Origin of the sequence: Streptomyces katrae, assembly GCF_002028425.1 — a bacterium.
GTDB classification, from domain to species: domain Bacteria; phylum Actinomycetota; class Actinomycetes; order Streptomycetales; family Streptomycetaceae; genus Streptomyces; species Streptomyces katrae_A.
In genome coordinates this window covers 6,204,738-6,230,797 of the sequence record NZ_CP020042.1, presented here as the reverse complement: position 1 = coordinate 6,230,797, position 26,060 = coordinate 6,204,738, and the positions used below count along the sequence as shown (strand labels likewise).

At 72.8% G+C, this 26,060-nt stretch carries 26 protein-coding genes; 7 read left to right on the top strand and 19 right to left on the bottom strand.

What is annotated here, in order from left to right:
• Window positions 1-27 precede the first annotated feature (27 nt).
• The 12 genes from B4U46_RS28240 to B4U46_RS28185 form a co-directional block, all read right to left on the bottom strand.
• A complete protein-coding gene (locus B4U46_RS28240; protein ID WP_079430463.1) occupies window positions 28-906 on the bottom strand; it encodes an amino acid ABC transporter permease in 879 nt (292 codons plus the stop codon).
• Complete coding sequence (locus B4U46_RS28235) at window positions 903-1,547, bottom strand: amino acid ABC transporter permease (protein WP_079430461.1); 645 nt, start codon at window positions 1,545-1,547, stop codon at window positions 903-905. Before B4U46_RS28235 ends, B4U46_RS28240 begins: the two co-directional genes overlap by 4 nt.
• Before the next feature lie 17 nt (window positions 1,548-1,564).
• Entirely contained in the window at window positions 1,565-2,482 is a 918-nt protein-coding gene (locus tag B4U46_RS28230) for a glutamate ABC transporter substrate-binding protein (protein WP_079430460.1), read from the bottom strand.
• An 11-nt stretch (window positions 2,483-2,493) separates the two neighbouring features.
• Window positions 2,494-3,237 (bottom strand): amino acid ABC transporter ATP-binding protein, encoded by a 744-nt coding sequence (locus B4U46_RS28225; RefSeq protein ID WP_079430459.1) that lies wholly within the window; start codon window positions 3,235-3,237, stop codon window positions 2,494-2,496.
• Window positions 3,238-3,362: 125 nt separating this feature from the next.
• Entirely contained in the window at window positions 3,363-3,806 is a 444-nt protein-coding gene (locus B4U46_RS28220; RefSeq protein WP_079430458.1) for a DUF6278 family protein, read from the bottom strand.
• Between the two features lie 223 nt (window positions 3,807-4,029).
• Window positions 4,030-4,809 carry an exodeoxyribonuclease III gene (locus tag B4U46_RS28215; RefSeq protein WP_079430456.1) on the bottom strand — a complete coding sequence of 260 codons (780 nt, stop codon included), beginning with the start codon at window positions 4,807-4,809 and terminating at the stop codon, window positions 4,030-4,032.
• Window positions 4,810-4,839: 30 nt separating this feature from the next.
• Window positions 4,840-5,472 carry an MBL fold metallo-hydrolase gene (locus B4U46_RS28210; protein WP_079430455.1) on the bottom strand — a complete coding sequence of 211 codons (633 nt, stop codon included), beginning with the start codon at window positions 5,470-5,472 and terminating at the stop codon, window positions 4,840-4,842.
• Between the two features lie 22 nt (window positions 5,473-5,494).
• Window positions 5,495-6,085, bottom strand: a complete 591-nt coding sequence (locus B4U46_RS28205; RefSeq protein ID WP_079430453.1) for a hypothetical protein — start codon at window positions 6,083-6,085, stop codon at window positions 5,495-5,497.
• Window positions 6,082-7,242, bottom strand: coding sequence for an ROK family glucokinase (locus tag B4U46_RS28200; protein ID WP_079430451.1), 1,161 nt, complete (start codon window positions 7,240-7,242; stop codon window positions 6,082-6,084). The genes B4U46_RS28205 and B4U46_RS28200 overlap by 4 nt, the downstream gene beginning before the upstream one ends.
• Window positions 7,239-8,087, bottom strand: coding sequence for an ATP-binding cassette domain-containing protein (locus B4U46_RS28195; RefSeq protein WP_237293148.1), 849 nt, complete (start codon window positions 8,085-8,087; stop codon window positions 7,239-7,241). Before B4U46_RS28195 ends, B4U46_RS28200 begins: the two co-directional genes overlap by 4 nt.
• A complete protein-coding gene (locus tag B4U46_RS28190) occupies window positions 8,084-9,124 on the bottom strand; it encodes an ABC transporter permease (RefSeq protein ID WP_079430449.1) in 1,041 nt (346 codons plus the stop codon). Before B4U46_RS28190 ends, B4U46_RS28195 begins: the two co-directional genes overlap by 4 nt.
• Complete coding sequence (locus B4U46_RS28185; RefSeq protein WP_079430447.1) at window positions 9,121-10,131, bottom strand: sugar ABC transporter substrate-binding protein; 1,011 nt, start codon at window positions 10,129-10,131, stop codon at window positions 9,121-9,123. The genes B4U46_RS28190 and B4U46_RS28185 overlap by 4 nt, the downstream gene beginning before the upstream one ends.
• Window positions 10,132-10,274: 143 nt before the next feature.
• Between B4U46_RS28185 and B4U46_RS28180 the strand changes: the two genes are divergently transcribed.
• Window positions 10,275-11,279, top strand: coding sequence for a Gfo/Idh/MocA family oxidoreductase (locus tag B4U46_RS28180; protein WP_079430445.1), 1,005 nt, complete (start codon window positions 10,275-10,277; stop codon window positions 11,277-11,279).
• A 42-nt stretch (window positions 11,280-11,321) separates the two neighbouring features.
• Here the strand turns inward: B4U46_RS28180 and B4U46_RS28175 are convergent, their stop codons facing one another.
• The 4 genes from B4U46_RS28175 to allB all read right to left on the bottom strand — a co-directional run bounded on the left by B4U46_RS28175 (window position 11,322) and on the right by allB (window position 16,062).
• A complete protein-coding gene (locus B4U46_RS28175; protein ID WP_079430444.1) occupies window positions 11,322-12,512 on the bottom strand; it encodes a cytochrome P450 family protein in 1,191 nt (396 codons plus the stop codon).
• A gap of 134 nt (window positions 12,513-12,646) precedes the next feature.
• Complete coding sequence (locus tag B4U46_RS28170) at window positions 12,647-13,264, bottom strand: dihydrofolate reductase family protein (RefSeq protein ID WP_079430443.1); 618 nt, start codon at window positions 13,262-13,264, stop codon at window positions 12,647-12,649.
• A 333-nt stretch (window positions 13,265-13,597) separates the two neighbouring features.
• Window positions 13,598-14,725, bottom strand: coding sequence for an allantoicase (gene alc / locus B4U46_RS28165; protein ID WP_079430442.1), 1,128 nt, complete (start codon window positions 14,723-14,725; stop codon window positions 13,598-13,600).
• Window positions 14,726-14,727: 2 nt separating this feature from the next.
• Complete coding sequence (allB, locus tag B4U46_RS28160) at window positions 14,728-16,062, bottom strand: allantoinase AllB (protein ID WP_398908193.1); 1,335 nt, start codon at window positions 16,060-16,062, stop codon at window positions 14,728-14,730.
• 336 nt (window positions 16,063-16,398) lie between these two features.
• Between allB and B4U46_RS28155 the strand changes: the two genes are divergently transcribed.
• Entirely contained in the window at window positions 16,399-17,202 is an 804-nt protein-coding gene (locus B4U46_RS28155) for an IclR family transcriptional regulator (protein ID WP_079430440.1), read from the top strand.
• Window positions 17,203-17,291: 89 nt separating this feature from the next.
• Here B4U46_RS28155 and B4U46_RS28150 read toward each other — a convergent pair whose 3' ends face one another.
• Window positions 17,292-17,999 (bottom strand): ABC transporter ATP-binding protein, encoded by a 708-nt coding sequence (locus tag B4U46_RS28150; protein WP_079430439.1) that lies wholly within the window; start codon window positions 17,997-17,999, stop codon window positions 17,292-17,294.
• On the bottom strand, window positions 17,996-19,084 hold the full coding sequence (locus tag B4U46_RS28145) for an ABC transporter permease (protein WP_079430438.1): 1,089 nt from the start codon (window positions 19,082-19,084) through the stop codon (window positions 17,996-17,998). The genes B4U46_RS28150 and B4U46_RS28145 overlap by 4 nt, the downstream gene beginning before the upstream one ends.
• Window positions 19,085-19,218: 134 nt before the next feature.
• Here B4U46_RS28145 and B4U46_RS28140 point away from each other — a divergent pair, with 134 nt between their 5' ends.
• From B4U46_RS28140 to B4U46_RS28130, 3 genes are read left to right on the top strand one after another with little or no spacing between them, the layout of a single operon-like run.
• The gene (locus B4U46_RS28140) at window positions 19,219-20,574 is read left to right on the top strand and encodes a sensor histidine kinase (RefSeq protein WP_079430437.1); all 1,356 of its coding nucleotides are present in this window, start codon (window positions 19,219-19,221) and stop codon (window positions 20,572-20,574) included.
• A 2-nt stretch (window positions 20,575-20,576) separates the two neighbouring features.
• Window positions 20,577-21,206 (top strand): response regulator, encoded by a 630-nt coding sequence (locus B4U46_RS28135; RefSeq protein ID WP_042815756.1) that lies wholly within the window; start codon window positions 20,577-20,579, stop codon window positions 21,204-21,206.
• Window positions 21,207-21,259: 53 nt separating this feature from the next.
• Entirely contained in the window at window positions 21,260-21,619 is a 360-nt protein-coding gene (locus tag B4U46_RS28130; RefSeq protein WP_079430436.1) for a peptidoglycan-binding domain-containing protein, read from the top strand.
• 24 nt (window positions 21,620-21,643) lie between these two features.
• On the opposite strand, the gene B4U46_RS28125 is transcribed toward B4U46_RS28130, so the two are convergent.
• A complete protein-coding gene (locus B4U46_RS28125; protein WP_079430435.1) occupies window positions 21,644-23,143 on the bottom strand; it encodes a PLP-dependent aminotransferase family protein in 1,500 nt (499 codons plus the stop codon).
• A 258-nt stretch (window positions 23,144-23,401) separates the two neighbouring features.
• On the opposite strand from B4U46_RS28125, the gene B4U46_RS28120 reads away from it, so the two are divergent.
• The gene (locus B4U46_RS28120; protein WP_079430434.1) at window positions 23,402-24,043 is read left to right on the top strand and encodes a nucleotidyltransferase family protein; all 642 of its coding nucleotides are present in this window, start codon (window positions 23,402-23,404) and stop codon (window positions 24,041-24,043) included.
• A 272-nt stretch (window positions 24,044-24,315) separates the two neighbouring features.
• A complete protein-coding gene (aceB, locus tag B4U46_RS28115; RefSeq protein WP_079430433.1) occupies window positions 24,316-25,935 on the top strand; it encodes a malate synthase A in 1,620 nt (539 codons plus the stop codon).
• Window positions 25,936-26,060: the final 125 nt, after the last annotated feature.

Here is a 26,060-nt window from a genome sequence, read left to right as displayed (position 1 = left end):
GCGGGCTGCCGCCGGGGGGCCGCGCGTCTACCTCCCCGGCAGCACCGGCCCCGGCTCGGCGGGGGCGACCTCGACTGCCCTGGTCTTGAGGCTGCGCCGCTCCCGCCGGGCCACCCAGGTGGCCAGCCAGGACAGCAGCATGCACATCCCGATGTAGATCGGCGAGATGATCATCACGACGGGGATGAACGGCAGGTCGTAGTCCAGGTTGGAGGCGATCAGCTTGCCCGCGTGCAGGAACTCCTCGTAGGTGATCAGGAAGCCGAGCGAGGTGTCCTTCAGGGCCACCACCAGCTGGCTGATGATCGCCGGCAGCATGGCCCGGACCGCCTGCGGTGCCAGGACGAAGGTCATCACCTGCGTCTTGCGCATGCCGAGCGCGTACGCGGCCTCGCGCTGCCCCCGCTCGACGGAGTTGATGCCCGTACGGAAGACCTCGGCCAGCACCGAGCCGTTGTACAGGGTCAGCCCCGCCACCAGGGCGGGCAGCGGCTGCACCTTCAGCGCGACGAAGATGAAGAAGATCATCACCAGCACGGGCATGGCCCGGAAGAACTCCACGCAGAGCGTGGCCACCCAGCGCACCGGCCGGTGCACCGAGAGCCGGCCCGTGGCCAGCACCGCGCCGAGCACCAGCGAGAGCACCGAGGCGTACACGAAGGCCTTGAGCGTGTTGCCCAGCCCCTTGAGCAGCAGGTCCTGGATGCCCTCGTAGGCGAAGGGGCGCCACTTGGCGGCGGTGAACTGGTGGGTGTCGAAGAGCAGGTAGAGGATCCAGGCGAGCAGACCGAGGATCACCACCGTCGAGACGATCCCGTAGAGGAAGTGGCGGCGCAGGGTGCCCGGACCGGGCAGGTCGTAGAGGGCGGTGGACTGCTGGTCCCCGTGCAGCGCGTGCGCGGTCATCGGGCGACTCCGTAGCGCTTCTCCAGCACGTTGAAGAGCGCGCTGATGGACAGGGTGATGATCAGGTAGCCGACGGCGATCCAGACGAAGGTCCAGATGATGCTGTAGCCCAGCTCGTTGAGGGTCTTGTACGTGCCCAGCAGCTCGGTGACGCTGAAGGCGCCGGCGATGGCCGAGTTCTTGGCGAGGGCGATCAGGGTGGAGCCGATGGGCGGGATGACGGAGCGGAAGGCCTGCGGCAGCACGACCGTGCCCAGGGTCTGGCCGAAGGTCATCCCCAGGCTGCGGGCGGCCTCCCCCTGCCCCTTGGGCACGGTGTTGATACCGGAGCGCAGGGCCTCGCAGATGAAGGCCGAGGTGTAGCAGCCGAGCGCCAGGACGGCGAAGAGCTGGAACGGCAGGACCAGCCCGAAGCGCGGCAGGCCCAGCAGCACGGCGAAGAACAGCAGGGTCAGCGGGGTGTTGCGCAGCACGGTCACCCAGACCGTGCCGAAGACCCGGAAGGAGCCGACGGGCGCGACGCGGAAGGAGGCCATCAGGAAGCCGAGGACCAGGGCGAGCAGCGAGGCGTAGACGGTGAGCTCGACGGTGCCGAGGAAACCCTTGCCGTAGAGCGCGAAGTTCTCGGTGAGTACGTGCATGGTGGTGCGCTCTCCCCTCAGCCCGCGGGGTAGCGGTCGATGGCGGGCGGTTTCGGGGCGGGCTGGCCGGAGAGGCCGAGGGTGGCCTCGTAGGCCTTCTTCCAGTCGCCGTTCTTCTCGTGCGCGGCCAGGGCGTCGTCGAGGGCGAAGCGCAGGGCGTTGTCGGAGCGGGGGACGCCGATGCCGTAGGGCTCCTGGGAGAAGGGCTTGCCGACGACCTTGAGTTCTTCGGGGACCTTGGCGGCGTAGCCGAGGAGGATGGAGTCGTCGGTGGAGACGGCGTCGACCTGGTAGGTCAGCAGGTTGTCCACGCAGACCGAGTAGGTGTCGTAGGCGACGAGCACCGCCCTGGGGTACTCGCTCTGGAGGCGCTGGTACGGGGTGGAGCCGGCGGCCGAGCAGACCCGTTTGCCGGCGAGGTCCTGGGGGCCCTTGATGTCCTTCTCGTTCCGGCGGACCAGCAGGGACTGGCCGGCCATGAAGTAGGGCCCGGCGAAGCCGACCTGCTTCCTGCGCTTGTCGTTGATCGTGTAGGTGCCCACGTAGTAGTCGATCTGACCGTTCTGCAGGGCGGTCTCGCGGTTGGCGGAGGCGATGGTCTTGAACTCGATCGTCTTGGGGTCGAAGCCGAGCGAGGCGGACATCATCTTGGCGATCTCGATGTCGAAGCCGGAGTACCGGCCGGTGGCGGGGTCCTTCTCCCCCATGTACGGCTGGTCCTCCTTGGCCCCGACCACCAGGTGGCCGCGCCGCTTCGCCTTCTCCCAGGTGGGTGAGGCGGGCAGGGTGAAGCCGGTGTCCACGTGGTAGACGGGCAGGTCCTCGGGCTGCGGCCCCTTGACCGGGGGGCTGCCGCTCTTCCCGCAGCCGGAGACGGCCGTGAGGAGGACCAGGGCGACGAGGGCCGGGGCGAGGGCGCGCAGGGTGTGCTTCATCGGGCCGCCCCTCAGTGCTTGAGGATCTTGGAGAGGAAGTCCCGGGCCCGTTCGCTCTCGGGGGCGGTGAAGAACGCCTCCGGGGTGCGGTCCTCGACGATCCTGCCGTCCGCCATGAACACGACGCGGTTCGCGGCGGAGCGGGCGAAGCCCATCTCGTGGGTGACCACGACCATGGTCATGCCCTCGGCGGCGAGCTGCTGCATGACCTCCAGCACCTCGTTGATCATCTCGGGGTCGAGGGCGGAGGTGGGCTCGTCGAAGAGCAGGGCCTTGGGGTTCATGGCCAGGGCGCGGGCGATGGCCACGCGCTGCTGCTGCCCGCCGGAGAGCTGCGCGGGGAACTTCTCCGCCTGGCTGGCGAGGCCGACCCGGTCGAGGAGCTCCCGGGAGCGCTTGTCGGCCTCCTCCCTGCCCCGTTTCCTGACCTTGACCTGGGCCAGGGAGACGTTGGCGAGGACGGTCTTGTGCGCGAAGAGGTTGAAGGACTGGAAGACCATGCCGACCTCGGCCCGCAGCCGTGCCAGCTCCTTGCCCTCGGCGGGCAGCGGCCGGCCGTCCAGCAGGATCTCGCCGGAGCCGATGGTCTCCAGGCGGTTGATGGTCCGGCAGAGGGTGGACTTCCCGGAGCCTGACGGGCCGATGATCACCACCACCTCCCCGCGGCCGACGGTGAGGTTGATGTCCTGGAGGACGTGCAGATCCCCGTAGTGCTTGTTGACGTCCCGCAGCTCGATCAACGGTTCGACGGCCATGCGCTGCCCTGCCCACTTGTCGGTGTGTCGAGGTCAGCGCAAACTATCCAGCGGCGCAGGGGACTTCACCGCGACACGCCCGAAAGGTACATAAAGTACATTGGCCCTTTAATACGGCCTCGCGGTCAGCCCTCGGAGGCCTCGGCATAGGCCTGGCTGAGCTCGGGTGATCCGGTCATCGCCCAGGAAACCCCCGACTCGACCACGTCGAGCTCCCGCCCCGAGGCCAGCCGGATCACGGGCCGGCCGTTGGGCCAGACCTGCCAGCCGGTACCGGGCACGGTCCGCACGATCACGGTCCCGAGGTAGAAGCCCGCGTCGTTGCCGAGCCAGGGCACCGCCTCCGGGTCGCGGCGCCAGCGGGGCATCAGCTGGTCGAGGTCCTCCAACGAGGCCGGGGTCTGGTCCAGTTCCAGCCCCGCGGCCCTCGCCTGGGCGCGCAGCATCTCGCACTCCGCGAACAGCTCGCCGATGCCCTCGGGATCCTCCGCGAGGGCATCGGCCAGTCCCACGGCACCCTGTTCCGTCTCGTCCCGGTGGAGCCAGTTGGCCAGGAAGGGGATGCGCATACCGACCAGCCTGGCACCCGGACGCGCCGCTGGCCACAGGGCGCGCCCCGATCCCCTAGGCTTCTAGTGCTGTGACCGGAAAGGTTCACCGCCTCACGGCGCCCGGTACGGCACCTCGCTGCGTTGTCGGCCGCGCAAGTACGTCCAGTACGAGCCGCGGCCCTCCGCCTTGCGATGCACCGCACCGGACACCGCGAACCGGCAAACCTTTCCGGCCACAGCACTAGAGATCGAGGTCGACCACGACCGGGGCGTGGTCGGAGGCTCCCTTGCCCTTGCGCTCCTCGCGGTCCACGTAGGCGTCCTTGACGGCCTTGGCGAAGGGCTCGTTGCCGTAGACCAGGTCGATGCGCATGCCCCTGTTCTTGGGGAAGCAGAGCTGGCGGTAGTCCCAGTACGTGTACGGGCGGTCGTACTTCAGCGGGCGGGGCACCACGTCGGACAGGCCGGCGCCGCGCAGTGCCTCCAGGGCCGCGCGCTCGGCCGGGGTGACGTGGGTCAGGCCCTCGAAGACGGCCGGGTCGTACACGTCCTCGTCGGTGGGGGCCACGTTGTAGTCGCCGAGCACCGCGAAGGGGCGGGGGCCGGCCGCGTCCTCGGCGACGGCGGCGGTCAGGGCGCGGAACCAGTCCAGCTTGTAGCCGTAGTGGTCGTGCTCGACCTCGCGGCCGTTGGGCACGTACACCGACCACAGGCGCACCCCGCCGCAGGTGGCGGAGATGGCCCGGGGCTCCTGCACGCCCTCGTAGTCCGGGCCGCCGGGGAGCCCGACGACGACGTCCTCCAGCCCGGCCCTGGACAGCAGGGCGACGCCGTTCCACCGGCCGGTGGCGTTGACGGCCGACTCGTAGCCCAGCTCGCGCAGCGCTTCGGCCGGGAACTGCTCGGCCGTGCACTTGGTCTCCTGGACGCAGAGCACGTCGGTGCCGGACGACTCCAGCCAGGCCAGCAGGCGGGGCAGCCGGGCGGTGATCGAGTTGACGTTGAACGTGGCGATACGCATGTCCACCAACCTACCGCCCGGCACCGACAGTCAGACGGTGGCGCTCTCTCCGGCCCCGAGGCGGCTGTGGGGAGCGCCGCCGAGGTTCGCCAGGGCCGTGTCGTAGATCGGCCGGGCGATGTCCGCGAGGTAGGCGTCGTGGATGTCGATCGCCCGGCGCGGCTTGACCTCGCGCACGTAGTCCACCACTTCGGCGATCTTGTTCCAGGGGGCGTGCACCGGCAGCATCAGGGTGTCGACGGGGGCGCCCGGGACGGTCAGCGCGTCGCCGGGGTGGAAGAGGGAGCCCTCGACGAGGTAGCCGACGTTGGTGACGCGCGGGATGTCCGGGTGGATCTCGGCGTGCAATTCGCCGTGGACCTGGACCTGGAACCCGGCTGCGGTGAAGGTGTCGCCGTGGCCGACGGTGTGGACCCGGCCCGGGTAGGCGGCGGCCATCCGCTCCGCGACGCTGCGCAGGGTCCACAGGGCCGCCGCCGGGTTCGCGTCGAGGGCGGCGCGCAGCCGGCCCTCGTCGAAGTGGTCGGGGTGCTCGTGGGTGACCAGCAGGGCGTCCGCGCCCAGGCCCGCGTCCGGTTCGCTGAAGGCGCCCGGGTCGATGACGAGCGTGAGCCCGTCCTTCTCCAACTGGACGCAGGAGTGCAGCCGTTTGGTGAGCTTCATGATCCCACCCTATGCGGTGGGGTTAGGGAACGGTGGTGGAGACCACGTAGACGCGGGGGGCCTTGGGGTTGGTGAAGTCCACGGTGACGTCCCGGGTCGGGCGCGGGTCCGGGGCCTCCAGGGTGATCCCGGACCACTGGTGCCTGGGGCTCCAGCTCCAGCCCGCGACGTGCGCGTCGCGCTCGGAGACCGAGACCCCGGGGGTGAGCGCCCCGCGGCTGGTGCCGACGTCGGCCAGGAAGGTGTCCAGCTGCTCCGGGCTGACCTGGAACTGCACGTACAGCCGGCTGGTGTGCCAGTTGTTGGTCTCCAGGTAGCCGACGTGCGCGGCCATCAGCGGGATCGGCACCTCGTAGATGCTGCGCTGCACCTTGGAGGGCCAGTCCGGGCGGACCTTGACGGCGCCGACCCGCGCGGCCTTGTCCCGGCCGCTCTCTCGGCTCTGCTGGGCGGAGATGGCCAGGTAGCCGGCCGGGACGCCGACGAGCAGCAGGATGATGAGCGCGGTGATCCAGCGCCGGCGCACGGTGCGGCGCCGCTCCTCGGCGGTGGGCGGCCGGCCGCCGCCGGCCTCGGGCGAGGAGGCCTGGCGGGGCAAGGTGGGCGGTGTCACTGCTGTTCCTGCTCCTCGGGGCCGGCGGCGCCGCGCCGGCCGTACTGCGCGTAGCGCTCGTACCGCTCCACGCGCCGGCGGGTGGCGCGCCGGAAGCGGCGGGCGACCAGCCGGGCGAGGTCGGCGGCGCCGACCATGCCCGCCTCGGGGCCCAGCTGCGCCTTGGCGATGCGGGCCTCGGGGCGGTAGCCGCGGCCGGTGAGGTGGCGCCGGAAGGCGTCCCGGGCGGGGCCGATGAGCAGGTCGTCGGCGGCGCTGACCCCACCGCCGATGACGAAGCACGAGGGGTCGAGGGCGGCGGCGAGGTTGGCGATGCCGACGCCGAGCCACTGGCCGATGTCCTGGAGCAGCTCGACGCACATGGCGTCGCCCTCGCGGGCCAGCTCGGTGATCAGCGGTCCGGTGATCTCGTGGACGTTGCCGCCGACCCTGGCGATGATGTTGTACGCGACCGGGGAGTCGGCGGCGGCCAGTTCGCGGGCCTCGCGGACCAGGGCGTTGCCGGAGCTGTACTGCTCCCAGCAGCCGCGGTTGCCACAGGGGCAGCGGTGCCCGCCGGGGACGACCTGCATGTGGCCGAACTCGCCGGCCACCCCGTAGCGGCCGCGCTTGACCTGGCCGCCCTCCAGGATGGCCCCGCCGATGCCGGTGCCCAGGGTGATCATGACGAGGTGGTCCTCGCCGCGTCCGGCGCCGAAGCGCCACTCGGCCCAGGCGGCGGTGTTGGCATCGTTGTCCACCATGACCGGGACGGCCAGGCGGGACTGGAGGGCGTCGCGCAGGGGCTCGTCCCGCCAGGCGAGGTGGGGGGCGAACAGCACGCGGGAGCGGTCGGCGTCGACCCAGCCGGCCGCACCGATGCCCACCGCGTGCACGTCGTGCCGGTCGGAGAGGTCCAGGACCAGCTCCACGATGGTGTCCTCGACCACCTTGGGGCTCTTGGACTTGTCGGGGGTCTCGGTGCGGATCTTCTCCAGGATCACCCCGTCGGCGTCGACGACGCCCGCCATCACCTTGGTGCCGCCGATGTCGATGCCGACCGTCGGGACGCGGGGGGCGGTCAGGTGGGAGCGGCGCTCACGGGTCCCGATGGTCCGCAGGACGGTGCCTCGCGCCGACCCGCGGTGGGTGAGCGAGAAGTCCCGGTAGGTGGTCATCGAGTGGTGTCGTCCCTGTCGGAGGCGGTGGCGGGGGTGGAGCCGGACGGGGTGTCCGGTCCTGATTCTGCCACCCGCTCCAGTTCGTGGCTCAGCTCCTCCAGCTCGGAGCCCCCGGCCATCTGCCGGGTGAGCTCTTCGAGGGTGATCGAGTCGCGGGTGTGGCTGCCCGCCATGGTGCCGCGCTTGAGGAGCACGAAGCGGTCCCCGACCAGGTGGGCGTGGTGCGGGTTGTGGGTGATGAGGACCACGCCGAGGCCGGCGTCGCGGGCTGCGGCGACGTACTTGAGGACCACGCCGGACTGCTTGACGCCGAGCGCGGCGGTGGGCTCGTCCAGGACGAGGACCTTCGCGCCGAAGTGGACGGCGCGGGCGATGGCCACGCACTGGCGCTCGCCGCCGGAGAGGGTGCCGATCGGCTGGTCGACGTCGCGCAGGTCGATGCCCATGCGCAGCAGCTCGGCGCGCGTGGTCTCGCGCATGCGGGCCACGTCGAGGCGGCGGAAGGGGCCGCGGCCCCTGGTGGGCTCGGAGCCGAGGAAGAAGTTCCGCCAGACCGGCATCAGGGGGACGACGGCGAGGTCCTGGTAGACGGTGGCGATGCCGCGGTCGAGGGCGGCGCGCGGGTTGGCCAGGGCGGTCTCCTCGCCCTCGATCTCGAAGGTTCCGGCGTCGTGCCGGTGCAGCCCCGCGATGATCTTGATGAGGGTGGACTTGCCGGCGCCGTTGTCGCCGAGGACGCAGGTGATCTCGCCGGCCGACACCTCCAGGGAGACGTCGCGCAGGGCGCGGATGTTGCCGTAGTACTTGCTGACGCCGGTCAGCTTGACCAGAGGTGTGCTCATGCCCGTGCCTCCGCCCGCTTGCGGACCCATGCGTTGAGCAGCGTGGCGAGCAGGAGCATGCCGCCGAGGAAGAACTTGAACCAGTCGGGGTTCCACTGGGCGTAGACGATGCCGTTGCTGGCCATGCCGAAGATGAACGCGCCGACGGCCGAGCCGATCGCGGAGCCGTAGCCGCCGGTCATCAGACAGCCGCCGATGACGGCCGCGATGATGTAGAGGAACTCGTTGCCGACGCCCTCCCCCGACTGGACGACGTCGAACGAGAAGAGGATGTGCTGCCCGGAGATCCAGGCGCAGAGCGCGACGCCCATGTAGAGGCCGATGCGGGTCTTCACGACGGGGACGCCGGTGGCGCGGGCCGCGTCCGCCCCGCCGCCCACGGCGAAGATCCAGTTCCCGGCGCGGGTGCGCAGCAGGATCCAGGTGGCGACGGCGACCAGGGCCAGCCACCACAGGATGGTGACCTTGAGGGTGACCGAGCCGACGTTCCACTGGGAGGCGAACAGCGCGCGGGCCGAGGGGAAGCCCTCCATGTCGGCGATGGTCTTGGTGGAGACGGTGCCGCTGATCAGCTTGGTGAAGCCGAGGTTCAGACCGGTCAGCATCAGGAAGGTGCCGAGCGTGATGATGAAGCTGGGCAGCTTGGTGCGGGTCAGCATGAACCCGTTGAAGAAGCCGAGGGCGAGGGTGACCAGCAGGGACACCGCGACGCCCACCCAGACGTTGGCGGTCATCTGGTAGCTGAACATCGAGCTGAACAGCGCCGAGGTGGTCACCATGACGCCGGCGGAGAGGTCGAACTCCCCGCCGATCATCAGCAGCGCCACCGGGACCGCCATGATCCCGATGGTGGAGGCCGAGTAGAGGACCGTGCTGAGGCTGGAGGCCCGCAGGAAGCTGTCGGCGGCGAAGGAGAAGAAGACGAAGACGGCGGCGGCGCCGACGACCGCGCCCAGCTCGGGGCGGCCCAGCAGCCGGCGCACGTAGGAGACGGGCGCCAGCCGCTCGTCGGCCGCGGCCGGGGCGGCGGCGCTCATCGGCTGCCCCGCTTGATGAACGGCTCCAGCTTGCCCACCTGGTCCGCGGTGACGATCTGCGGGCCGGTCAGCACCGGGCGGCCGCCGCCGAGCACGTCCCCGTTGTAGCGGTAGAGCCACAGCAGGTCCACGGCCTCGTACCCCTGGAGGTAGGGCTGCTGGTCCACGGCGAAGCCCAGGGCGCCGGACTTCAGGTCGCGGGCGACGGACTCGTTGAGGTCGAAGGTGTCCACCTCGGCCTTGCTGCCCGCCGCCTCCTTGGCCTTGACGGCGGTGGGGGCGAAGGGGGCGCCCAGGGTGAGGATGCCGTCGACGGAGGGGTCGGCCTGGAGCTTGGCCTGGATGGCCGCCTGGACGGACGGCATGTTGGTGCCCTCGACGTACAGGTTCTCCATGCTGCCGCCGAAGGTCTTCTTCGCCCCGGCGCAGCGCTGCTCGTGGCCCACGTTGCCCTGTTCGTGCAGGACGCAGACCGCCTTCTTCAGGCCCCGCTTGGTCATCTCCGTGCCGACGGCCTCGCCGGCGATCTCCTCGTCCTGGCCGATGTGGGCCAGCGCCCCGTACGCGGCGGACTGGGCGGAGCCGGAGTTGACCGTGATCACGGGGATGCCGGCCTTCACGGCCTTGCCGACGACGTCCTTGAGGGCATCGGGCTTGGCGAGGCTGACGATGATCCCGTCGACCTTCTGGTCGATGGCGTTCTGCACGAACTGGGCCTGCTGCTGCGCCTGGTCGTCGTGCGAGTAGACGAAGTTGATGTTGTCCTTCGCCGACGCCTCCTTGGCGCCCTTCTGCACGATGTCCCAGAAGGTGTCGCCGTCGCCCGCGTGCGTGACCATCGCGAAGGTCCAGCGCGGCGTGGACACGGCGGGCCGGCCCGCCTCGGCGGCCTTCGCCCGCTCCTCGGCGCGCTTGCCGCCCGTGCTGCTGCAGCCGGCGAGGGAGGCCCCCAGTACCGCCGCGAGCACGGCGCCGACGACGCGTACCCCTGTCCGAACCCTAGCCACGTCCCCGTGCCCTTCCCTCGTCCGTCATGAATCGGTCATTTCCGGTGTCAGCCGCCCAGTATCCGCCACAGTGGACCATGAAGGGTCACCGGGGCGTGCGGGCGCGGATTGACAGGTCCCCCTTACGGGGTCACGTTGAGTGCATGCGCATCGGGCTCATCGGAACGGGCCGGATCGGGTCCTTCCACGCGGCCGCACTGGCCCGTCTCCCGGACGCCGGCTCGCTGCTGCTGGCCGACGCGGAGCCGGGGCGGGCCGCGCGGCTCGCGGACCGGCTGGGGGCCACCGCCGCGCCCTCCGTCGACCAGGTGTTCACCTGGGGCGTGGACGCGCTGGTCGTGGCCTGTGCGACCGAGGGCCACGCCGACCTCGTGGTCCGGGCGGTGCGCGGCGGGCTGCCGGTGTTCTGCGAGAAGCCGCTGGCCCCCGGCCTGGAGCGGACCCTGGCGGTGCTGCGCGAGGTGGCCGCCGCCGGCGGCGTGCTCCAGGTGGGCTTCATGCGCCGCTTCGACGCCGGCTACCGGACCGCGCGCGAGCTGGTCCGTTCGGGTGCCCTGGGGCGGCTGCACACGGTCCGCACGATGACCGCCGACCCGGCGCCGCCGCCCGCCGCCTACCTCGCCGCCTCCGGGGGCCTGTACCGGGACTGCCTGGTGCACGACTTCGACATGGCGCGCTGGGTGACCGGCCGGGAGGTCACCGAGGTGTACGCGGCCGGTTCGGACGCCGGGCCGGCCGTCTTCCGCGAGAACGGCGACGTCGACACGGCGGCGGCCGTCCTCACCCTGACCGACGGGACCCTGGTGACCTGTACCGGCACGCGCTGCAACGGCGCCGGCTACGACGTGCGGATGGAGCTCTCCGGGGAGCGGGACCAGGTCTGCTGCGGGCTGGACGACCGTACGCCGATCGCCTCGACGGAGCCGCACGGCCCGCCCCCGGCGAGCAAGCCGTGGACCGGGTTCCTGGAGCGGTTCGCCCCCGCCTACGAGGCCGAGCTGGCTGCCTTCGTCCGGCTGGTGCGCGGCGAGGGGGACAACCCCTGCGACGGCCGGGAGGCACTGGCCGCCTTCCGGATCGCGGAGGCCTGCGAGCGCTCCCGCCGGGAGCGGCGCCCGGTACGGCTGGACGAGCTCGCTGACCTGTGACGGCGCCGCCGGGGCCGGTGGGGAAAGGGCCACGGGCGGCGGCTACCAGCGCACCGGCAGCCGGGCCACGCCCCGGATCAGGCTGCCCCCGAGCCACTGCGGCGGGCCGCCGGCGGGGTCCTCGGCCAGGTCGGGGAAGCGCTCCAGCAGTCCCTGGAAGGCGATGCGGCCCTCCAGGCGGGCGAGCGGGGCGCCGATGCAGAAGTGGATCCCGTGCCCGAAGGCGAGGTGGCCCTGGGGGGCGCGCCGGATGTCGAAGGCGTCGGGGTCCTCGTAGCGCCCGGGGTCACGGCCGGCGCCGGCCAGCGAGACGAGGACGGTGGCTCCGGCCGGGATGGCGGTGCCGCCGATCTCCAGGTCCTCGCGGGCGTAGCGGTAGGTGGCGTTCTGCACGGGACCGTCGTAGCGGAGCATCTCCTCGATCGCGCCGTCGAGCAGCCCGTCGGGGTCGGCGCGGAGCGCGGCCAGCTGCTGCGGATGGGCCAGCAGGGCGCGCGTGCCGTTGGAGATGAGGTTGACGGTGGTCTCGTGGCCGGCGATCAGCAGCAGGAAGGCCATGCCGATGAGCTCGGCCGCCGACAGCGCGTCACCGTCCTCGTCCCTGGTCCGGACGAGGGCGCTGAGCAGGTCCTCGCCGGGATCGCGGGTCTTGGCGGCGACGAGTCCGGCGAGGTAGTCGGCGAGCTCCCGGTGCGCGGTGCGCGCGGTCGCGGGGGTGGGCGCCAGGATCTCCCTGGACCAGTGCCTGAAGCGCTCGCGGTCGGGTCCGGGCACGCCGAGGAGTTCGCCGATCACGGTGATGGGCAGCGGGAAGGCGAAGGCCTCGATCAGGTCGGCGGAGCGCTCCGGGCGGGCGGCCATCGCGTCGAGGAGTTCGTCGGTGATCTGCCGGACGCGGGGGCGCATGGCCTGGACGCGGCGGGTGGTGAACTCGCGGGCCACCAGGCGGCGCAGCCGGGTGTGCTGGGGCGGGTCGGTCTCCAGCAGGTTGCTGTTGGCCACGGTCGCCGCGACGCCCTGGAGGACCGCGCCGCTCTTCCAGTCCTTCGCCAGCCCGGGGTGGGCGAGGGCCTGGCGGGCCTCGGCGTGGCCGACGACCAGGACCGCGGGCGCGTACTCGCCGGCCGAGACCTCGACCTGGTGGACCGGCCCCTTGGCCCGCAGCCGGGCGTAGTAGGAGTAGGGGTCCGCGGCGAAGCAGGGGTCGTTCGCGCTGATGTCCGGTTGTGGCATGCGGTCAGATTAGTGGCGGCCGCGGGTGTGCACCCCGTGGGTTCCGGCCACTCGCCGGTGGTCATCCGGCCAGGGCGCGGCGGTCCGGGGGCGGCGCCGCCGGGGACCGGGGCGGCGGCCGCCGGGCGGGCGGCTCAGGCCTCGAAGTCGCGGAAGGGGGCCCGGCCCTTGGGGCGGTAGGTGTGGATGGCGGTGCCGCTGCCGGTGGTGCGCGAGGCGGTCAGCTCGCAGGCGGTGGGCAGGCCGCCGGTGGGGAACAGGCGCCGGCCCGCGCCCAGGAAGACCGGGAAGACGAGCAGGTTCAGCTCCTCCACCAGGTCCCGCGCGAGGAGCCACTGCGCGAGGCGCCCGCTGCCGTGTACCTGGAGCTCCCCCTCGATGGCGTCCTTGGCCCGGACGACCTCCGACTGGAGCTGTTCCCCGTCCAGGACGGCGGCCGGTCCCCAGGCGGGCTCCCGCAGGGTGGTGGAGGCGACGTATTTCGTCAGCCGGTTGAGCCGGTGGGCGATCGGGTTGGCGGGGTCGTCGTGGTGGGGCCAGTACGCGGCGAAGATCTCGTACGTGCGCCGGCCGAGCAGGAAGGCGCCGGCGCGGCCGAAGACCTCCTCCATGAACTCCTGCATGCCCGCGTCGGCGTGGGGGGCGAGCCAGCCGCCGTAGGCGAAGCCGTCGCTGTCGTCCTCGTGCCGCGCGCCGGGGGCCTGCATCACCCCGTCGAGGGTGAGGAAGGTGGTGAGGGTCAGTCTGCCCATGGGTCGGCGCTCCTCTGTCGGTGTCCTGTACCCCTCCAGACTCCCGGGCGCCCCGGGACTCATCGGTGCGGCGCGCGTGAACGCGAGGCCGGATTCCCGCCGGCGCCCCCGTTCCCCGCCGAATGTAATTGAACTCGCAACCAAATAGTTCGGGAGGGACACCGACATGAACCCGGCCGGCGGCCCGTACGCGGACCCGCAGCGGGTGACGACCGCGGCCGCGCCGCCTGACGCGGAACGCCGATGGGCGCACCGCGAACGCGGTGCGCCCATCGGGCCGTTGCCGGGCCCCGGGGGTGTCGGCCCCCGGGGCGGCCGGCGGGTGGAGCGGACTCAGCCGCCCAGCTCCTGGTGACGGGCTGCGTGCGCGGCCGCGCCGGCCTCCGTCAGCGAACCGAACAGGCGCAGGCGGGAGAAGCCGCCGTCCGGGAAGATGTCGATCCGTACGTGCGTGCCCACCGCGGGGGTGTCCAGCACGAAGCGGTGGTTGGTGTCGGGCTGCAGGCGGGTGCGCGGCAGGAACTCCGTCCACTCGCCCTCCTCGCCCGTCTTGACCGACAGCGAGGCCCAGCCGGCCGAGTTGCCCTTGAGGTAGGCGGTGTCGATCTCGACGGCGCGGATCTCGGACTCGGCGACGAGCTGGTAGCGGATCCAGTCGTTGCCGTTGTCGCGGCGGCGGGCGGTCTCCCAGCCGTCGTCCATCTTGCGGGAGCGGCCCGGGTTGATGGTGTTGGTCGGCGGGGAGTAGAAGCGGTTGGAGGCGTCCTCGACGGAGCCGCCGTTCTCCAGGGCCACGACGTCGAAGGTGCCCAGCGCGGCGAGCCACTTCGGGTCGGGGCGGACCTCGCCGTAGACGCGCAGGCGGGCGATACCGCCGTCCGGGTGCTGGTTGAGGCGCAGGTGGGTGAAGCGCTGCTCGACGTTGACCTCGAAGCCGTTGGCCGCGTGGCCGCCGACCGGGGTGCGCTCGACCAGCGGCGTCCACTTGACGTCGTCGGAGAGCAGTTCCTCCGCGGTCGGGGAGCCCTCGACCGCGGTGCCCTGGATGGACACGGCCTGCGGCATGTTGCCGCGGAAGTGGGCGGTGTCGACCACGATGCCGCGGATGACGCCGGGGGCGCCGAGGCGGATCAGCGCGAAGTCGTGGTCCTCGGCGGTCGGCCAGGGCTGCTCGGCGGAGACGCCGCGGCGGCGGCGGGTCTCCCAGCCGTCCATGACCTTGCCCTTGTGGCCGAAGTGCTCGGGGTCGAAGTGCGCGGCCTCGGCGATCAGCAGGTTCTCGCGCTCGGCGAAGAACTCGTCGTTGGCGGCGATCACACCGGCGCCCAGCTCGCGGGCGGCGAGGTTGGCGTACTGGGTGAACCCGAACTCCGCGGTGCGGTAGTCCGCGTACGGGTCGCCGCCCCCGTACGGGTTCGCGTTGCCGGTGAAGGAGGCCGGTCCAGTCGAACGCTGTGCCACTGTCAGTTCTGCCTTTCAAGGAGGAGGCCCGTGGGCTCGGTCGGGGTGCCGTGGTCGGCGATCTGCGTGCCGCGCAGCCAGGTGGACTTCACGACGCCGTGCAGGGTCTTGCCCGCGTACGCCGTGACCTGGTTGCGGTGGTGGAGTTCGGCCGGGTCCACGGTGAAGGTCTCTTCGGGGGCCAGGACGGCGAAGTCGGCGTCGCGGCCGGCCTCGATGGCGCCCTTGGCGGCGAGTCCGGCCAGCGCGGCCGGGGCGGTGGACATCCAGCGCGCGACCTCCTCGAGGGTGCGGCCGCGCTTGCGGGCCTCGGTCCAGATGGCCGGCAGACCCAGCTGGAGGGAGGAGATGCCGCCCCAGGCGGTGGCGAAGTCACCGGTCTTCAGGTCCGCGGTGGACGGCGAGTGGTCGGAGACGATGCAGTCGATGGTGCCGTCGGCGAGCGCGTCCCACAGGACGTCCTGGTTCGCGGCCTCGCGGATGGGCGGGCAGCACTTGAACTCGGTGGCGCCGTCGGGGACTTCCTCGGCGGTGAGGGTGAGGAAGTGCGGGCAGGACTCGACCGTGATCTGCACGCCCTCGGCCTTGGCCGCGGCGATCAGCGGCAGCGCGGAGGCGGAGGACAGGTGCAGGACGTGCACGCGGGCGTTCAGCCGCTTCGCCTGGGCGATCAGGTTCTCGATCGCGGTGTTCTCGGCGTCCTGGGGGCGGGAGGCGAGGAAGTCGGCGTACTTGGGGCCCGGGTTCTGCGGCGCGGACTCCAGGTGGTGCGGGTCCTCGGCGTGGACGATCAGCAGGCCGCCGAAGCCGGTGATCTCGGCGAGGGAGGTGGCCAGCTGCTCCTGGTCCAGCAGCGGGAACTCGTCGACGCCGGAGGGGGACAGGAAGCACTTGAAGCCGAACACGCCGGCGTCGTGCAGCGGGCGCAGGTCCTTGACGTTGTCGGGCAGGGCGCCGCCCCAGAAGCCGACGTCCACGTGCGCCTTGGTCCGGGCGACCTCCTGCTTGACGCGGAGGTTGCCGACCGTGGTGGTGGGCGGCAGGGAGTTGAGGGGCATGTCGAGGAGGGTGGTGATGCCTCCGGCGGCGGCCGCGCGGGTCGCCGTCCAGAAGCCCTCCCACTCGGTGCGGCCCGGGTCGTTGACGTGGACGTGGGTGTCCACGAGGCCGGGGAGCAGGACGTCGTCGCCGAAGTCCTCGAGCCGGGCTCCGGCCGGTACCTCGGCCTCGTACGCCAGCACGGCCGCGATCTTCCCGCCGGCGACGGCCACCGAGGCGGCGCGCGTCCCCTCGGGGGTGATGACGCGCGTCGAGCGCAGTACCAGTTCCACAGGCACGTCGGCCACCGGAACCTCCCCATCTACTTCCACAGAGCGAAATTCAACGTTCTGTTGACGGAGTCTTCACCCCGATCCGGGGCCAGTCAAGAGTGCCCGGAGGGACCACTGACGCGTCTGCATCGCAATTGGATGTTTCCACGAGATGGAATTAAGATTTCACTATCCAGAATGTAGCTACCACCACCGGCACCCGGGCAGGTAACTTCCCGAGGACGTCCGCCACCAGGACAAACCGCCTCTGACCGGCGGGGACGGCCGAGGCCCGGCTCTAGGGCGGAGGTCGACCGACCGGTAGGCTGCTTCCTTGCCTGCCAGCACCGAAAGGACCGCGCCGTGCCGACGTCCAGCGCCAGCACCACCGACGCTTCCGCCAAGCCCACCGCCGCCGGCGGTGGCGTCCAGTCCCTCGAGCGCGCCTTCGATCTGCTCGAACGGATGGCCGACGCCGGGGGCGAAGTCGGTCTCAGCGAGCTCTCCGCCGCGAGCGGGCTGCCCCTGCCGACCATCCACCGCCTGATGCGCACCCTCGTCGCCTGCGGCTACGTCCGGCAGCAGCCCAACCGACGGTACTCCCTCGGGCCCCGCCTGATCCGGCTCGGCGAGTCCGCGTCGCGGCTGCTGGGCACCTGGGCGCGCCCCTACCTCGCCCGGCTGGTCGAGGAGACGGGCGAGACCGCGAACATGGCCCTGCTCGACGGGGACGAGATCGTCTACGTCGCCCAGGTGCCGTCCAAGCACTCCATGCGCATGTTCACCGAGGTCGGCCGCCGGGTGCTGCCGCACTCCACCGGCGTGGGCAAGGCGCTGCTCGCCCACACCCCGGCCGAGGAGGTACGGGCGCTGCTGGCCCGCACCGGGATGCCGGCCGCGACCGAGAAGACCATCACCACGCCCGAGGGCTTCCTGGAGGCGCTGGAGCAGGTCCGCAAGACCGGGTACGCGGTCGACGACAACGAGCAGGAGATAGGGGTCCGCTGCCTGGCCGTGTCGGTGCCGAACTCGCCGACCGCCGCCGCGATCTCGATCTCGGGTCCGGCCGGCCGGGTGACGCAGGAGGTCGCCGAGTCCTTCGTGCCGATCCTGCAGGGCGTGGCCGCGGAACTGTCGGTGGCCCTGCAGAGCCAGACCCCCGCGTAGGCCTGCGTACGCGTACGAGAGCCCCGGCGCCCCTCCCCCTGCGGGGGGCGCCGGGGCTCTCGCGTACGCGGGCCCGGGTCGGCCGGCGCTCAGGCCGCCGGGGCCGCGGAGGGCTCGGCGGGCCGGGCGCCGTGGGCGAGGCGGCCGTCGGTCATGGTCGCCGTGCGGTCCATCCGGTCCAGGTGGGCGTGGTCGTGCGTGACCAGCACGGTGGCCGTGGAGCGCTCGCGGGTGAGGGTGACCAGCAGGTCGAGGACGGCCGCGCCCCTCTCGTGGTCCAGGGCGCTGGTGGGCTCGTCGACCAGCAGCACGGAGGGCTCGTTCATCAGGGCGCGGGCGATGTTCACCCGCTGGCGCTGCCCGCCGGAGAGCTGGTGGGGGCGCCGGTCGGCCTTGTCGGCCAGGCCCACCGCGTCCAGCAGTTCCAGGGCCCGCCGGCGCAGCTGCCGGGCGGGGCGGCCGGAGAGGTGGGCCATCACCTGCAACTGCTCGGCGGCGGTCAGCGAGGCCAGCAGGTTCGGCTGCTGGAAGACGATGCCGATCTCCTCGCGGCGCAGGGCGGCCTTCTCGCCGGCGCCGAGCCGCGCGGTGTCCCGGCCCGCGACGAGCACCCGGCCGGAGTCGGGGGTGACCAGGGTGGCCGCGACGGCCAGCAGGCTGGACTTCCCGGAGCCCGAGGGCCCCACGATCGCGGTCAGGGTGCCGGCGGGCACCTCCAGCTCCACCGCGTCGAGGGCGGTCAGGCGGCCGTCGCCGTCGGGGTAGGTGAGCGTGACGTCGTGGAGGAAGAGGGTCATCGGGCGCTCCCCAGGGCGGTCAGCGGGTCGACGGCGGTGATCCGCCGGATGGACAGGGCCGCGCCCAGCGCACCGAGCACGATCATGATCCCGGCGGGGGCCAGCACGGTGGCGGCGTCGAGGACGAAGGGCACGTCCCCGCCGCTGATCAGGGCCCCGATCCCGGACGCGAGGGCGGTGCCCGCGCCGGTGCCGATGGCCAGCATCACCACAGCCTGGCCGAGGGCGTCCTTCAGCAGGTACGGGGTGGAGGCGCCGAGCGCCTTGAGGACGGCGACGTCCCCGCTGCGCTGGATGGTCCACACGGTGAAGAAGGCCCCTATGACCAGCGCCGAGATGGCGAAGAGGAAGCCGCGCATCAGCTGGAGCGAGCCGTTCTCGGCCTGGTAGGACCCTATGGCGCCCAGGGCCTCGTCGACGCTCTGGCTGCGGGTGCCGGCCGCCTTGTCGCCGGCGGCCCAGTCCACGTCCCCGGAGCCGTCGAGGGCGAGGACGGTGGCGGAGGTCCCGGAGGAGGGGCCGGGGTTGCCGACGCGCTGCCAGTCGCCCAGGTCCGCCCAGACGACCGGGGTGTGGCTGTAGGCGGCGGTGCCCGAGACGGCGGCGACGGTCAGCTCCAGCGGACCGGCCCGGAACCGGTCCCCGGCGCTGAGCCCGCCCAGTTCCCCGGCGGCCTTCTCGGAGAGGACGGCCCTGCCCGGGCCCAGCCCCGTCCCGGCGGGGGCCAGGCGGCCGCCGAGCTCGACGCCGAAGACGGAGACGGCGGCCGTGCGCTCGCCGGCGAGGGCGTTGGTGGTGCGGATGCCGAGCGGCTCCGCGGCCTTGACGCCGGGGCGCCCGCGCCAGGCCTGCCAGGCGCTCTCGGGCAGCTGGGAGCTGGTGAAGGACACCTTCTGGTCCCCGGGCGGGACGGCGAAGGCCAGGCGCGAGGCGGGCAGGCCGGTGATGGCCGAGATGTTCTCCCGGGCCAGGCCGGACGTGAGGCCGGACAGCAGGCCGACCAGCAGCGTGATGAGCAGGACGACCGAGCCCATGAGGGCGAAGCGGCCCCTGGCGAACCGTAGATCTCTCCATGCGACGAACATGTCCCCCACCTTGGTCGCCCGCCCGCGTCCCGGGCATCGCGCCACGGGAGGGATCCTGGTATCGAAGGAGGCATTCCGATATCGAACTTTCGGTTGACCGGGGGCCCCGGCGGCCCGCTTACGCTGGTCGGACGATGTCCTCCGCCCCCGCCGCCCCCGCCCGCCCCCTGACCCCCGTCACCCGCGTTCTGCGGCTGTGCCTGCACGCCCTGTTCGCCGGGCTGCTCGCGCTGGCCGCCGGCCGGTCCGTCACCGGCTCCGCGCCCCGGGCCGGGTGGGTCGTCGCCGTCTGCGCCGTGCTGGCCGCCGTGTACGCGGCGGGGGTACGGGCCCCGGCCGTCGGGCGGTCGGCGCGCGCGGCCGGGGCGTGGCTGGCGGGGATGGGCGCGGTGTGGGCCGCGCTGCTCGCGCTGTCCCCCGACGGGCTGTGGCTGGCGTTCCCGCTGTACTTCCTGGAACTGCACCTGCTGCGGCTGCGCTGGGCGCTGGCGGCGGTCGCGGTGACGGCCGGCGCGGCGATCGGCGGGTTCCTGGCGCACAGTGGCGCCGTCAACCCGGGGGCCTTCCTCGGGCCGCTGCTGGGCGGGGCCGTGGCGGTGGCCACCGTGCTCGGCTACCAGGCGCTGTACCGGGAGAGCGAGCGGCGCCGCGAGCTGATCGAGGAGCTGATCGCCACCCGGGCCGAACTGGCCGCGGCCGAGCGGGGGGCGGGGATCCTCGCCGAGCGGGAGCGGCTGGCCAGGGAGATCCACGACACGCTCGCACAGGGCCTGTCCTCGATCCAGCTGCTGCTGCGGGCGGCCGAGCGGGCCCTGTCGGAATCCCCGGCGGCCCCCGGCCCCGCTCCGTCGGACGACACGGCGGGGCCCTCCCCGGCAGCGCCCGCGGCGGCCACCGCGGGCACGGCGGGTGCGGCCCCGGCGGGTGCGGCCCCGGCGGCGCCCGGGACGGCCACCGCGGGCACGGCCGGCGCGGGCCCGGTGGCGCCCGCGGCGGCAGCGCTCGGGCACATCGCCCGGGCCCGGGAGGCCGCTCAGGAGAACCTTGCCGAAGCGCGCCGGTTCGTGCGGGCCCTGACACCCCCGGACCTGGAGCACGGCTCGCTGGCGGCGGCGCTGGAGCGGCTGTGCTCGGGCGCGCCGGGCCCGCGCGTGCGCTTCTCGGTCAGCGGCCCGCCGCGCGAGCTGCCCACCCCCTACGAGGTCGCCCTGCTGCGGATCGCCCAGTCGGCGCTGGCCAACGTGGTGCGGCACGCCCGGGCGGACCGGGCGGAGATCACGCTCACCTTCATGGACACCTCGGTCACGCTGGACGTCGTCGACGACGGCCGGGGCTTCGACCCCGCCTCGGCCCCGTCCGGCGGGGGCGGCTTCGGCCTGCCCGCGATGCGGGCGCGGGCCCAGTCGCTGGGCGGGCTGTTCACCGTGGAGTCCGACCCGGGCCAGGGCACCGCCGTGGCCGTCACCCTGCCGCTGCCCCTGGAGGCCTGACGATGACCATCCGGCTCCTGCTCGCCGACGACCACCCGGTGGTCCGCGCCGGGCTGCGCGCGGTGCTGGACACCGAACCGGACTTCGCGGTGGTCGCGGAGGCGGCGACGGCGGAGCGGGCCGTGGAGCTGGCGGCGTCGGAGCCGGTGGACGTGGTGCTGATGGACCTCCAGTTCGGGGCCGGGATGCACGGCTCGGCGGCCACGGCGGCGATCACCGCCCGCCCGGGCGGGCCCCGGGTGCTGGTCCTGACCACCTACGACACGGACGCGGACATCCTCGCGGCGGTGGAGGCGGGGGCCTCCGGCTACCTGCTCAAGGACGCCCCGCCGGAGGAACTGGCGGCGGCCGTGCGCACGGCCGCGGCCGGCCAGTCGGCGCTGGCCCCGGCGGTGGCGCTGCGGCTGATGGACCGGATGCGGACCCCGGCGGAGGCGCTGACGAAGCGGGAGCTGGAGGTGCTCCAGCTGGTCGCGGACGGGCTGTCGAACCAGCAGATCTCCAAGCGGCTCTTCCTCAGCCAGGCCACCGTCAAGTCCCACCTGGTACACGTCTACGCCAAGCTCGGCGTGGACTCCCGTACGGCGGCGGTGGCGGCGGCCGCCACCCGCCGGCTGATCCGCACACCCTGACATCAGCGGAATATCGGTTTTGCAGCAGCGTCGTGATCATTAAGGTCTGGACCATGAATTCCTTGATCACACGCTCCGCGGCCTCGGCCGCGCTGACCGTCTCCCTCCTCTTCGGCTCCGCCGCCGCGGCCTCCGCGGCCACGCCCGCCGAGCCCGACATCACCGGCCTGAGCTGCGGCTTCGACAACCGGACCCCGCCCCCGCCCGTCACCCTCGGCAACAAGGGCCGGACCGTCCTGGAGGCCCGCTGCCTGCTGACCTTCTGGACGGGGCTGCAGGCGACCGAGGAGGAGCCGAAGGACGTGTTCGGGCCGGACGCGGAGTCGGCCACCCGGTACTTCCAGGGGACGCGGAAGCTGCCCGAGACCGGCGTGGTCGACGCCGCGACCTGGACCGAGCTGCGCCACAGCTGAGCCGCCCGCCCCTGCGGCGGCCACTCAGGCGACCCAGTAGGGCCGGTCCACCCCCGGGGCCAGGGGCACGCCGTCGTGGAAGGCCGCCGCGAGGAGGCGCACGCCCTCGTCGAGGCGGTCGGGCGCCAGGGTGTAGGGGATGCGCAGCCGGTGCTCGAAGGTGCCGGGGTCGACGCCGAAGCGGGCGCCCCGGCCGATGTGCACTCCGGCGGCGGCCGCCCGCTCGGCCAGGGCGGAGCTGACGGGCTCGCCGAGGTCGACCCAGAGCGAGAGGCCGCCCGGCGGCAGCCGCCAGGACCACTCCGGGGTGTGCCGCTCCAGCGATCCCACCAGGGCCGCCCGCTGGACCCGCAGCTCCGCGAGCCGCCGGGGCAGACACCGGTCCATGTCCTCCAGCAGCGGCAGGGCCACCACCTGGTCGAGGACGGAGCCGGTCATGTCGGCCGACACCCGGACCGCCGTCAGCTCGTTGACGAGCTTCGCGGTGGCCCGGATCCAGCCGACCCGCAGCCCGCCCCAGTAGGTCTTGCTCAGCGAGCCGATGGTGATCACGTGGTCGGCGCCGGAGCGCGGGGCGAGCGAGGCCAGCGGGGCGGGGGCCGGCACGTCCAGGGCGATGTCGGCGATGGTCTCGTCCACCACCAGCCAGGTCCCGGTGGCCCGGGTCGCCGCCAGCAGCCGCAGCCGGTGCTCCTCGGGCATGAGGGCGCCGGTCGGGTTGTGGAAGTCCGGGATGGTGTAGGCCAGCCGGGGGACGGTCTGGTGGAGGGTGGACTCGGCCGTCTCCATGTCCCAGCCCGCGTCGGACACGGGGACGGAACCGGTGCGCAGCCGGGCGTGGCGCAGGGCGTCGAGGGCGTTGGCGTAGGTCGGGCTCTCGGTGACGACCCGGTCGCCGGGCCGGCAGAGCAGGCTGACGACCAGGGCGAAGGCCTGCTGGGCGCCGGCGGTGACCAGGATCTGCTCGGGTCGGGTGGGCAGCCCGCGCCGGGTGAACCGGTCGGCGACGGCCGCGCGCAGGTCGGGCAGGCCGAAGGGGTGGTAGCCGGGGCTGCGGGCGAGGGCGGACAGGCGGGGGGCCGCCCAGGCGAGGGCCTGCGTGAGGCTGTCGTCGGGGGCTCCCATGGCGGCGATGGCGAGGTCGATGCCGGGGTCCCCGTCGGCCCGGACGCCGACCGCGCCGGTCAGCAGGTGGGCGCCGACGGGCCCGTGTCCCTCGGGGAGCTCGGTCCAGGTGCCGGAGCCGCGCCGGCTGCGGACGTAGCCGCTCTCGCGCAGCAGGTCGTAGGCGCCGGTCACGGTGGCGCGGCTCGCCCCGACGGCCTCGGCGAGCTCGCGTTCGGCGGGGAGCCGGACGTACAGGGCGATCCTGCCGTCGAGGATCAGGGTGCGGACGGCGTCGGCCAGGGAGCGGTAGCCGGGGCGGGCCAGTACCTCGGCCGGGAGCATCGCCGCCAGTTGCCGGCTGCCGACCGTCCTGTCGGCCGTATGGACCACTCTGCGGACCTCTCGCCCGTTCGCCATGCCAACCTCCCCTGATTGGCTCTGCCCGCCAGGCCAATCCGGGACCAGACTCCCTGTATTGGCCCCCGATTGGCAAGGAGAGTCCGGAATGCCGTACGACGATGTCCACGGTTTCACCGACCGAGACGAGCGGGCGCTGCTGGCGGCCGCCGAGAACCGGATCTCCGAGCCCCTGCGGATCGGGGCCGCGCTGGCCTCCGTGCGGCGACTGTTCGCACGGCACTCACCCGTACGGGCGAAGGCGCGAGAATCGCTCCCATGTCAGCAGCCGAACACACGTCCCCGTCCGCTCCCCCGGTGACCACCGGCGCGCCCCCGGTGATCGCGGGCCTGCTCCTCGCGGCCGGCGGCGGCCGGCGGCTCGGGGGACGCCCCAAGGCCCTGCTCCCCTACCGCGGCCGCCCGCTGGTGGAGAACGCCGTCCGCGTGCTGCGCGAGGCGGGCTGCGCTCCGGTGCACGTGGTGCTGGGCGCCTCGGCGGCGGAGGTGCGCGAACGTGCCGACCTGGCGGGCTGCGTGGTCGTGGACAACACGGACTGGGCGGAGGGCATGGGCTCCTCCCTGCGGGTGGGCCTGGCCTCGCTGGCCGGCACGGGGGCCGGCGCGGCGCTGGTGTCCCTGGTGGACCAGCCGGGCATCGGACCGGCCGCGGTGGCCCGGGTGCGGGCCGCGTACCGGTCCCCGGCCAGCCTGGTGGCGGCCGCGTACGAGGGGGAGCGCGGGCATCCGGTGCTGTTCGGGGCGGACCGCTGGGCGGACATCACGGCGACGGCCACCGGGGACCAGGGGGCGCGGGTCCACCTGAAGAACCACGCCGACGAGCTCATGCTGGTGGAGTGCGGGGACGTCGCGGCCGCCTTCGACATCGACACCCCGCCCGACCTGGCGCGCCTCGACTGAGCCGGGCCGGGGCGCCGCCGGAGCGGGCTGTGACCGCCATGGCACTGAGGGCCACGGGCCACCGGAATCTGTCGACTCAGAGAATCTCGACATCAACAAACCATTGAACTTCCACCATGAGGAAATTACTATCCACTGGTCAGAAGCGCCCGAACCCCCAGACGGCGCCCGCGACCGTTACACGGAACTCTCCACACCCGGCGGCACTGCGTGCCGTCTCGCGCGAGCATTCCCCGCGGCCGCAAGGCACCGCCGCTGAAGGAGTGACAGATATGTCCGCACCAGCGCCGTCCCCGCTGGCCATCGTCGACGCCGAGCCCCTGCCCCGGCAGGACGAAGTCCTCACCGATGCGGCCCTCGCCTTCGTGGCCGAGCTCCACCGGCGGTTCGCCCCCCGCCGCACCGAGCTCCTCGCCCGACGCGGCGAGCGGCGCGCCGAAATCGCCCGCACCTCCACGCTCGACTTCCTCCCGGACACCGCACAGGTCCGCGAGGGCGACTGGAAGGTGGCGCCGGCCCCGGCCGCCCTCAACGACCGCCGTGTGGAGATCACCGGTCCCACCGACCGCAAGATGACCATCAACGCCCTGAACTCGGGTGCCAAGGTCTGGCTCGCCGACTTCGAGGACGCCTCGGCCCCCACCTGGGAGAACGTGGTCCTCGGCCAGCTCAACCTCATCGACGCCTACGAGCGCCGCATCGACTTCACGGACGCGCGCACCGGCAAGGCGTACGCCCTCAAGCCCAACGACCAGCTCGCCACGGTCGTCATGCGCCCGCGCGGCTGGCACCTGGAGGAGCGCCACCTCAGCTTCGAGGGCGGCCCCGCCTCCGGCTCCCTCGTGGACTTCGGCCTCTACTTCTTCCACAACGCCCAGCGGCTGATCGACCTGGGCAAGGGCCCCTACTTCTACCTCCCGAAGACGGAGTCGCATCTGGAGGCCCGCCTCTGGAACGACATCTTCGTCTTCGCCCAGGACTACGTCGGCATCCCGCAGGGCACCGTCCGCGCGACCGTCCTGATCGAGACCATCACCGCGGCCTACGAGATGGAAGAGATCCTCTTCGAGCTCAAGGACCACGCGGCGGGCCTCAACGCGGGCCGCTGGGACTACCTGTTCTCCATCGTCAAGAACTTCCGCGACGGCGGCGAGAAGTTCGTCCTGCCGGACCGCAACGCGGTCACCATGACGGCTCCCTTCATGCGCGCCTACACCGAACTGCTCGTCCGCACCTGCCACAAGCGCGGCGCGCACGCCATCGGCGGCATGGCGGCCTTCATCCCGTCCCGCAAGGACGCCGAGGCCAACCGGATCGCGTTCGAGAAGGTCCGCGCCGACAAGGACCGCGAGGCGGCCGACGGCTTCGACGGCTCCTGGGTCGCCCACCCCGACCTGGTCCCGATCGCGATGGCCTCCTTCGACGCCGTCCTGGGCGAGAAGCCCAACCAGAAGGACCGCCTCCGCGAGGACGTCGCCGTCGCCCCCGGCGACCTGATCGCGATCGACTCCCTGGACGCCCGGCCCACCTACGAGGGCCTGCGCAACGCCGTCCAGGTCGGCATCCGCTACATCGAGGCCTGGCTGCGCGGCCTGGGCGCCGTCGGCATCTTCGGCCTCATGGAGGACGCGGCCACCGCCGAGATCTCACGCTCCCAGATCTGGCAGTGGATCAACGCCGGAGTCGTCTTCGAGAACGGCGAGCGCGCCACCGCCGAACTGACCCGCACCTTCGCCGCCGAGGAACTCGCCGCGATCCGCGCCGAGGCCGGCGACGAGGCCTTCGCGGCCGGGAAGTGGCAGCAGGCCCACGACCTCTTCCTCAAGGTCTCCCTGGACGCCGACTACGCGGACTTCCTGACCCTCCCCGCGTACGACCAGCTGGTCGGCTGACACCCCACTTCGGCTGAATCGCACAGCAGCCGAACCCCCTCCGCCCCCGCCGCCCTCCCCGGGCGCCGGGGGCGGAGTCGTTCCCCGGGCGCGTGACCGTTTGCCTATGGGTGCGCGATGTGCGC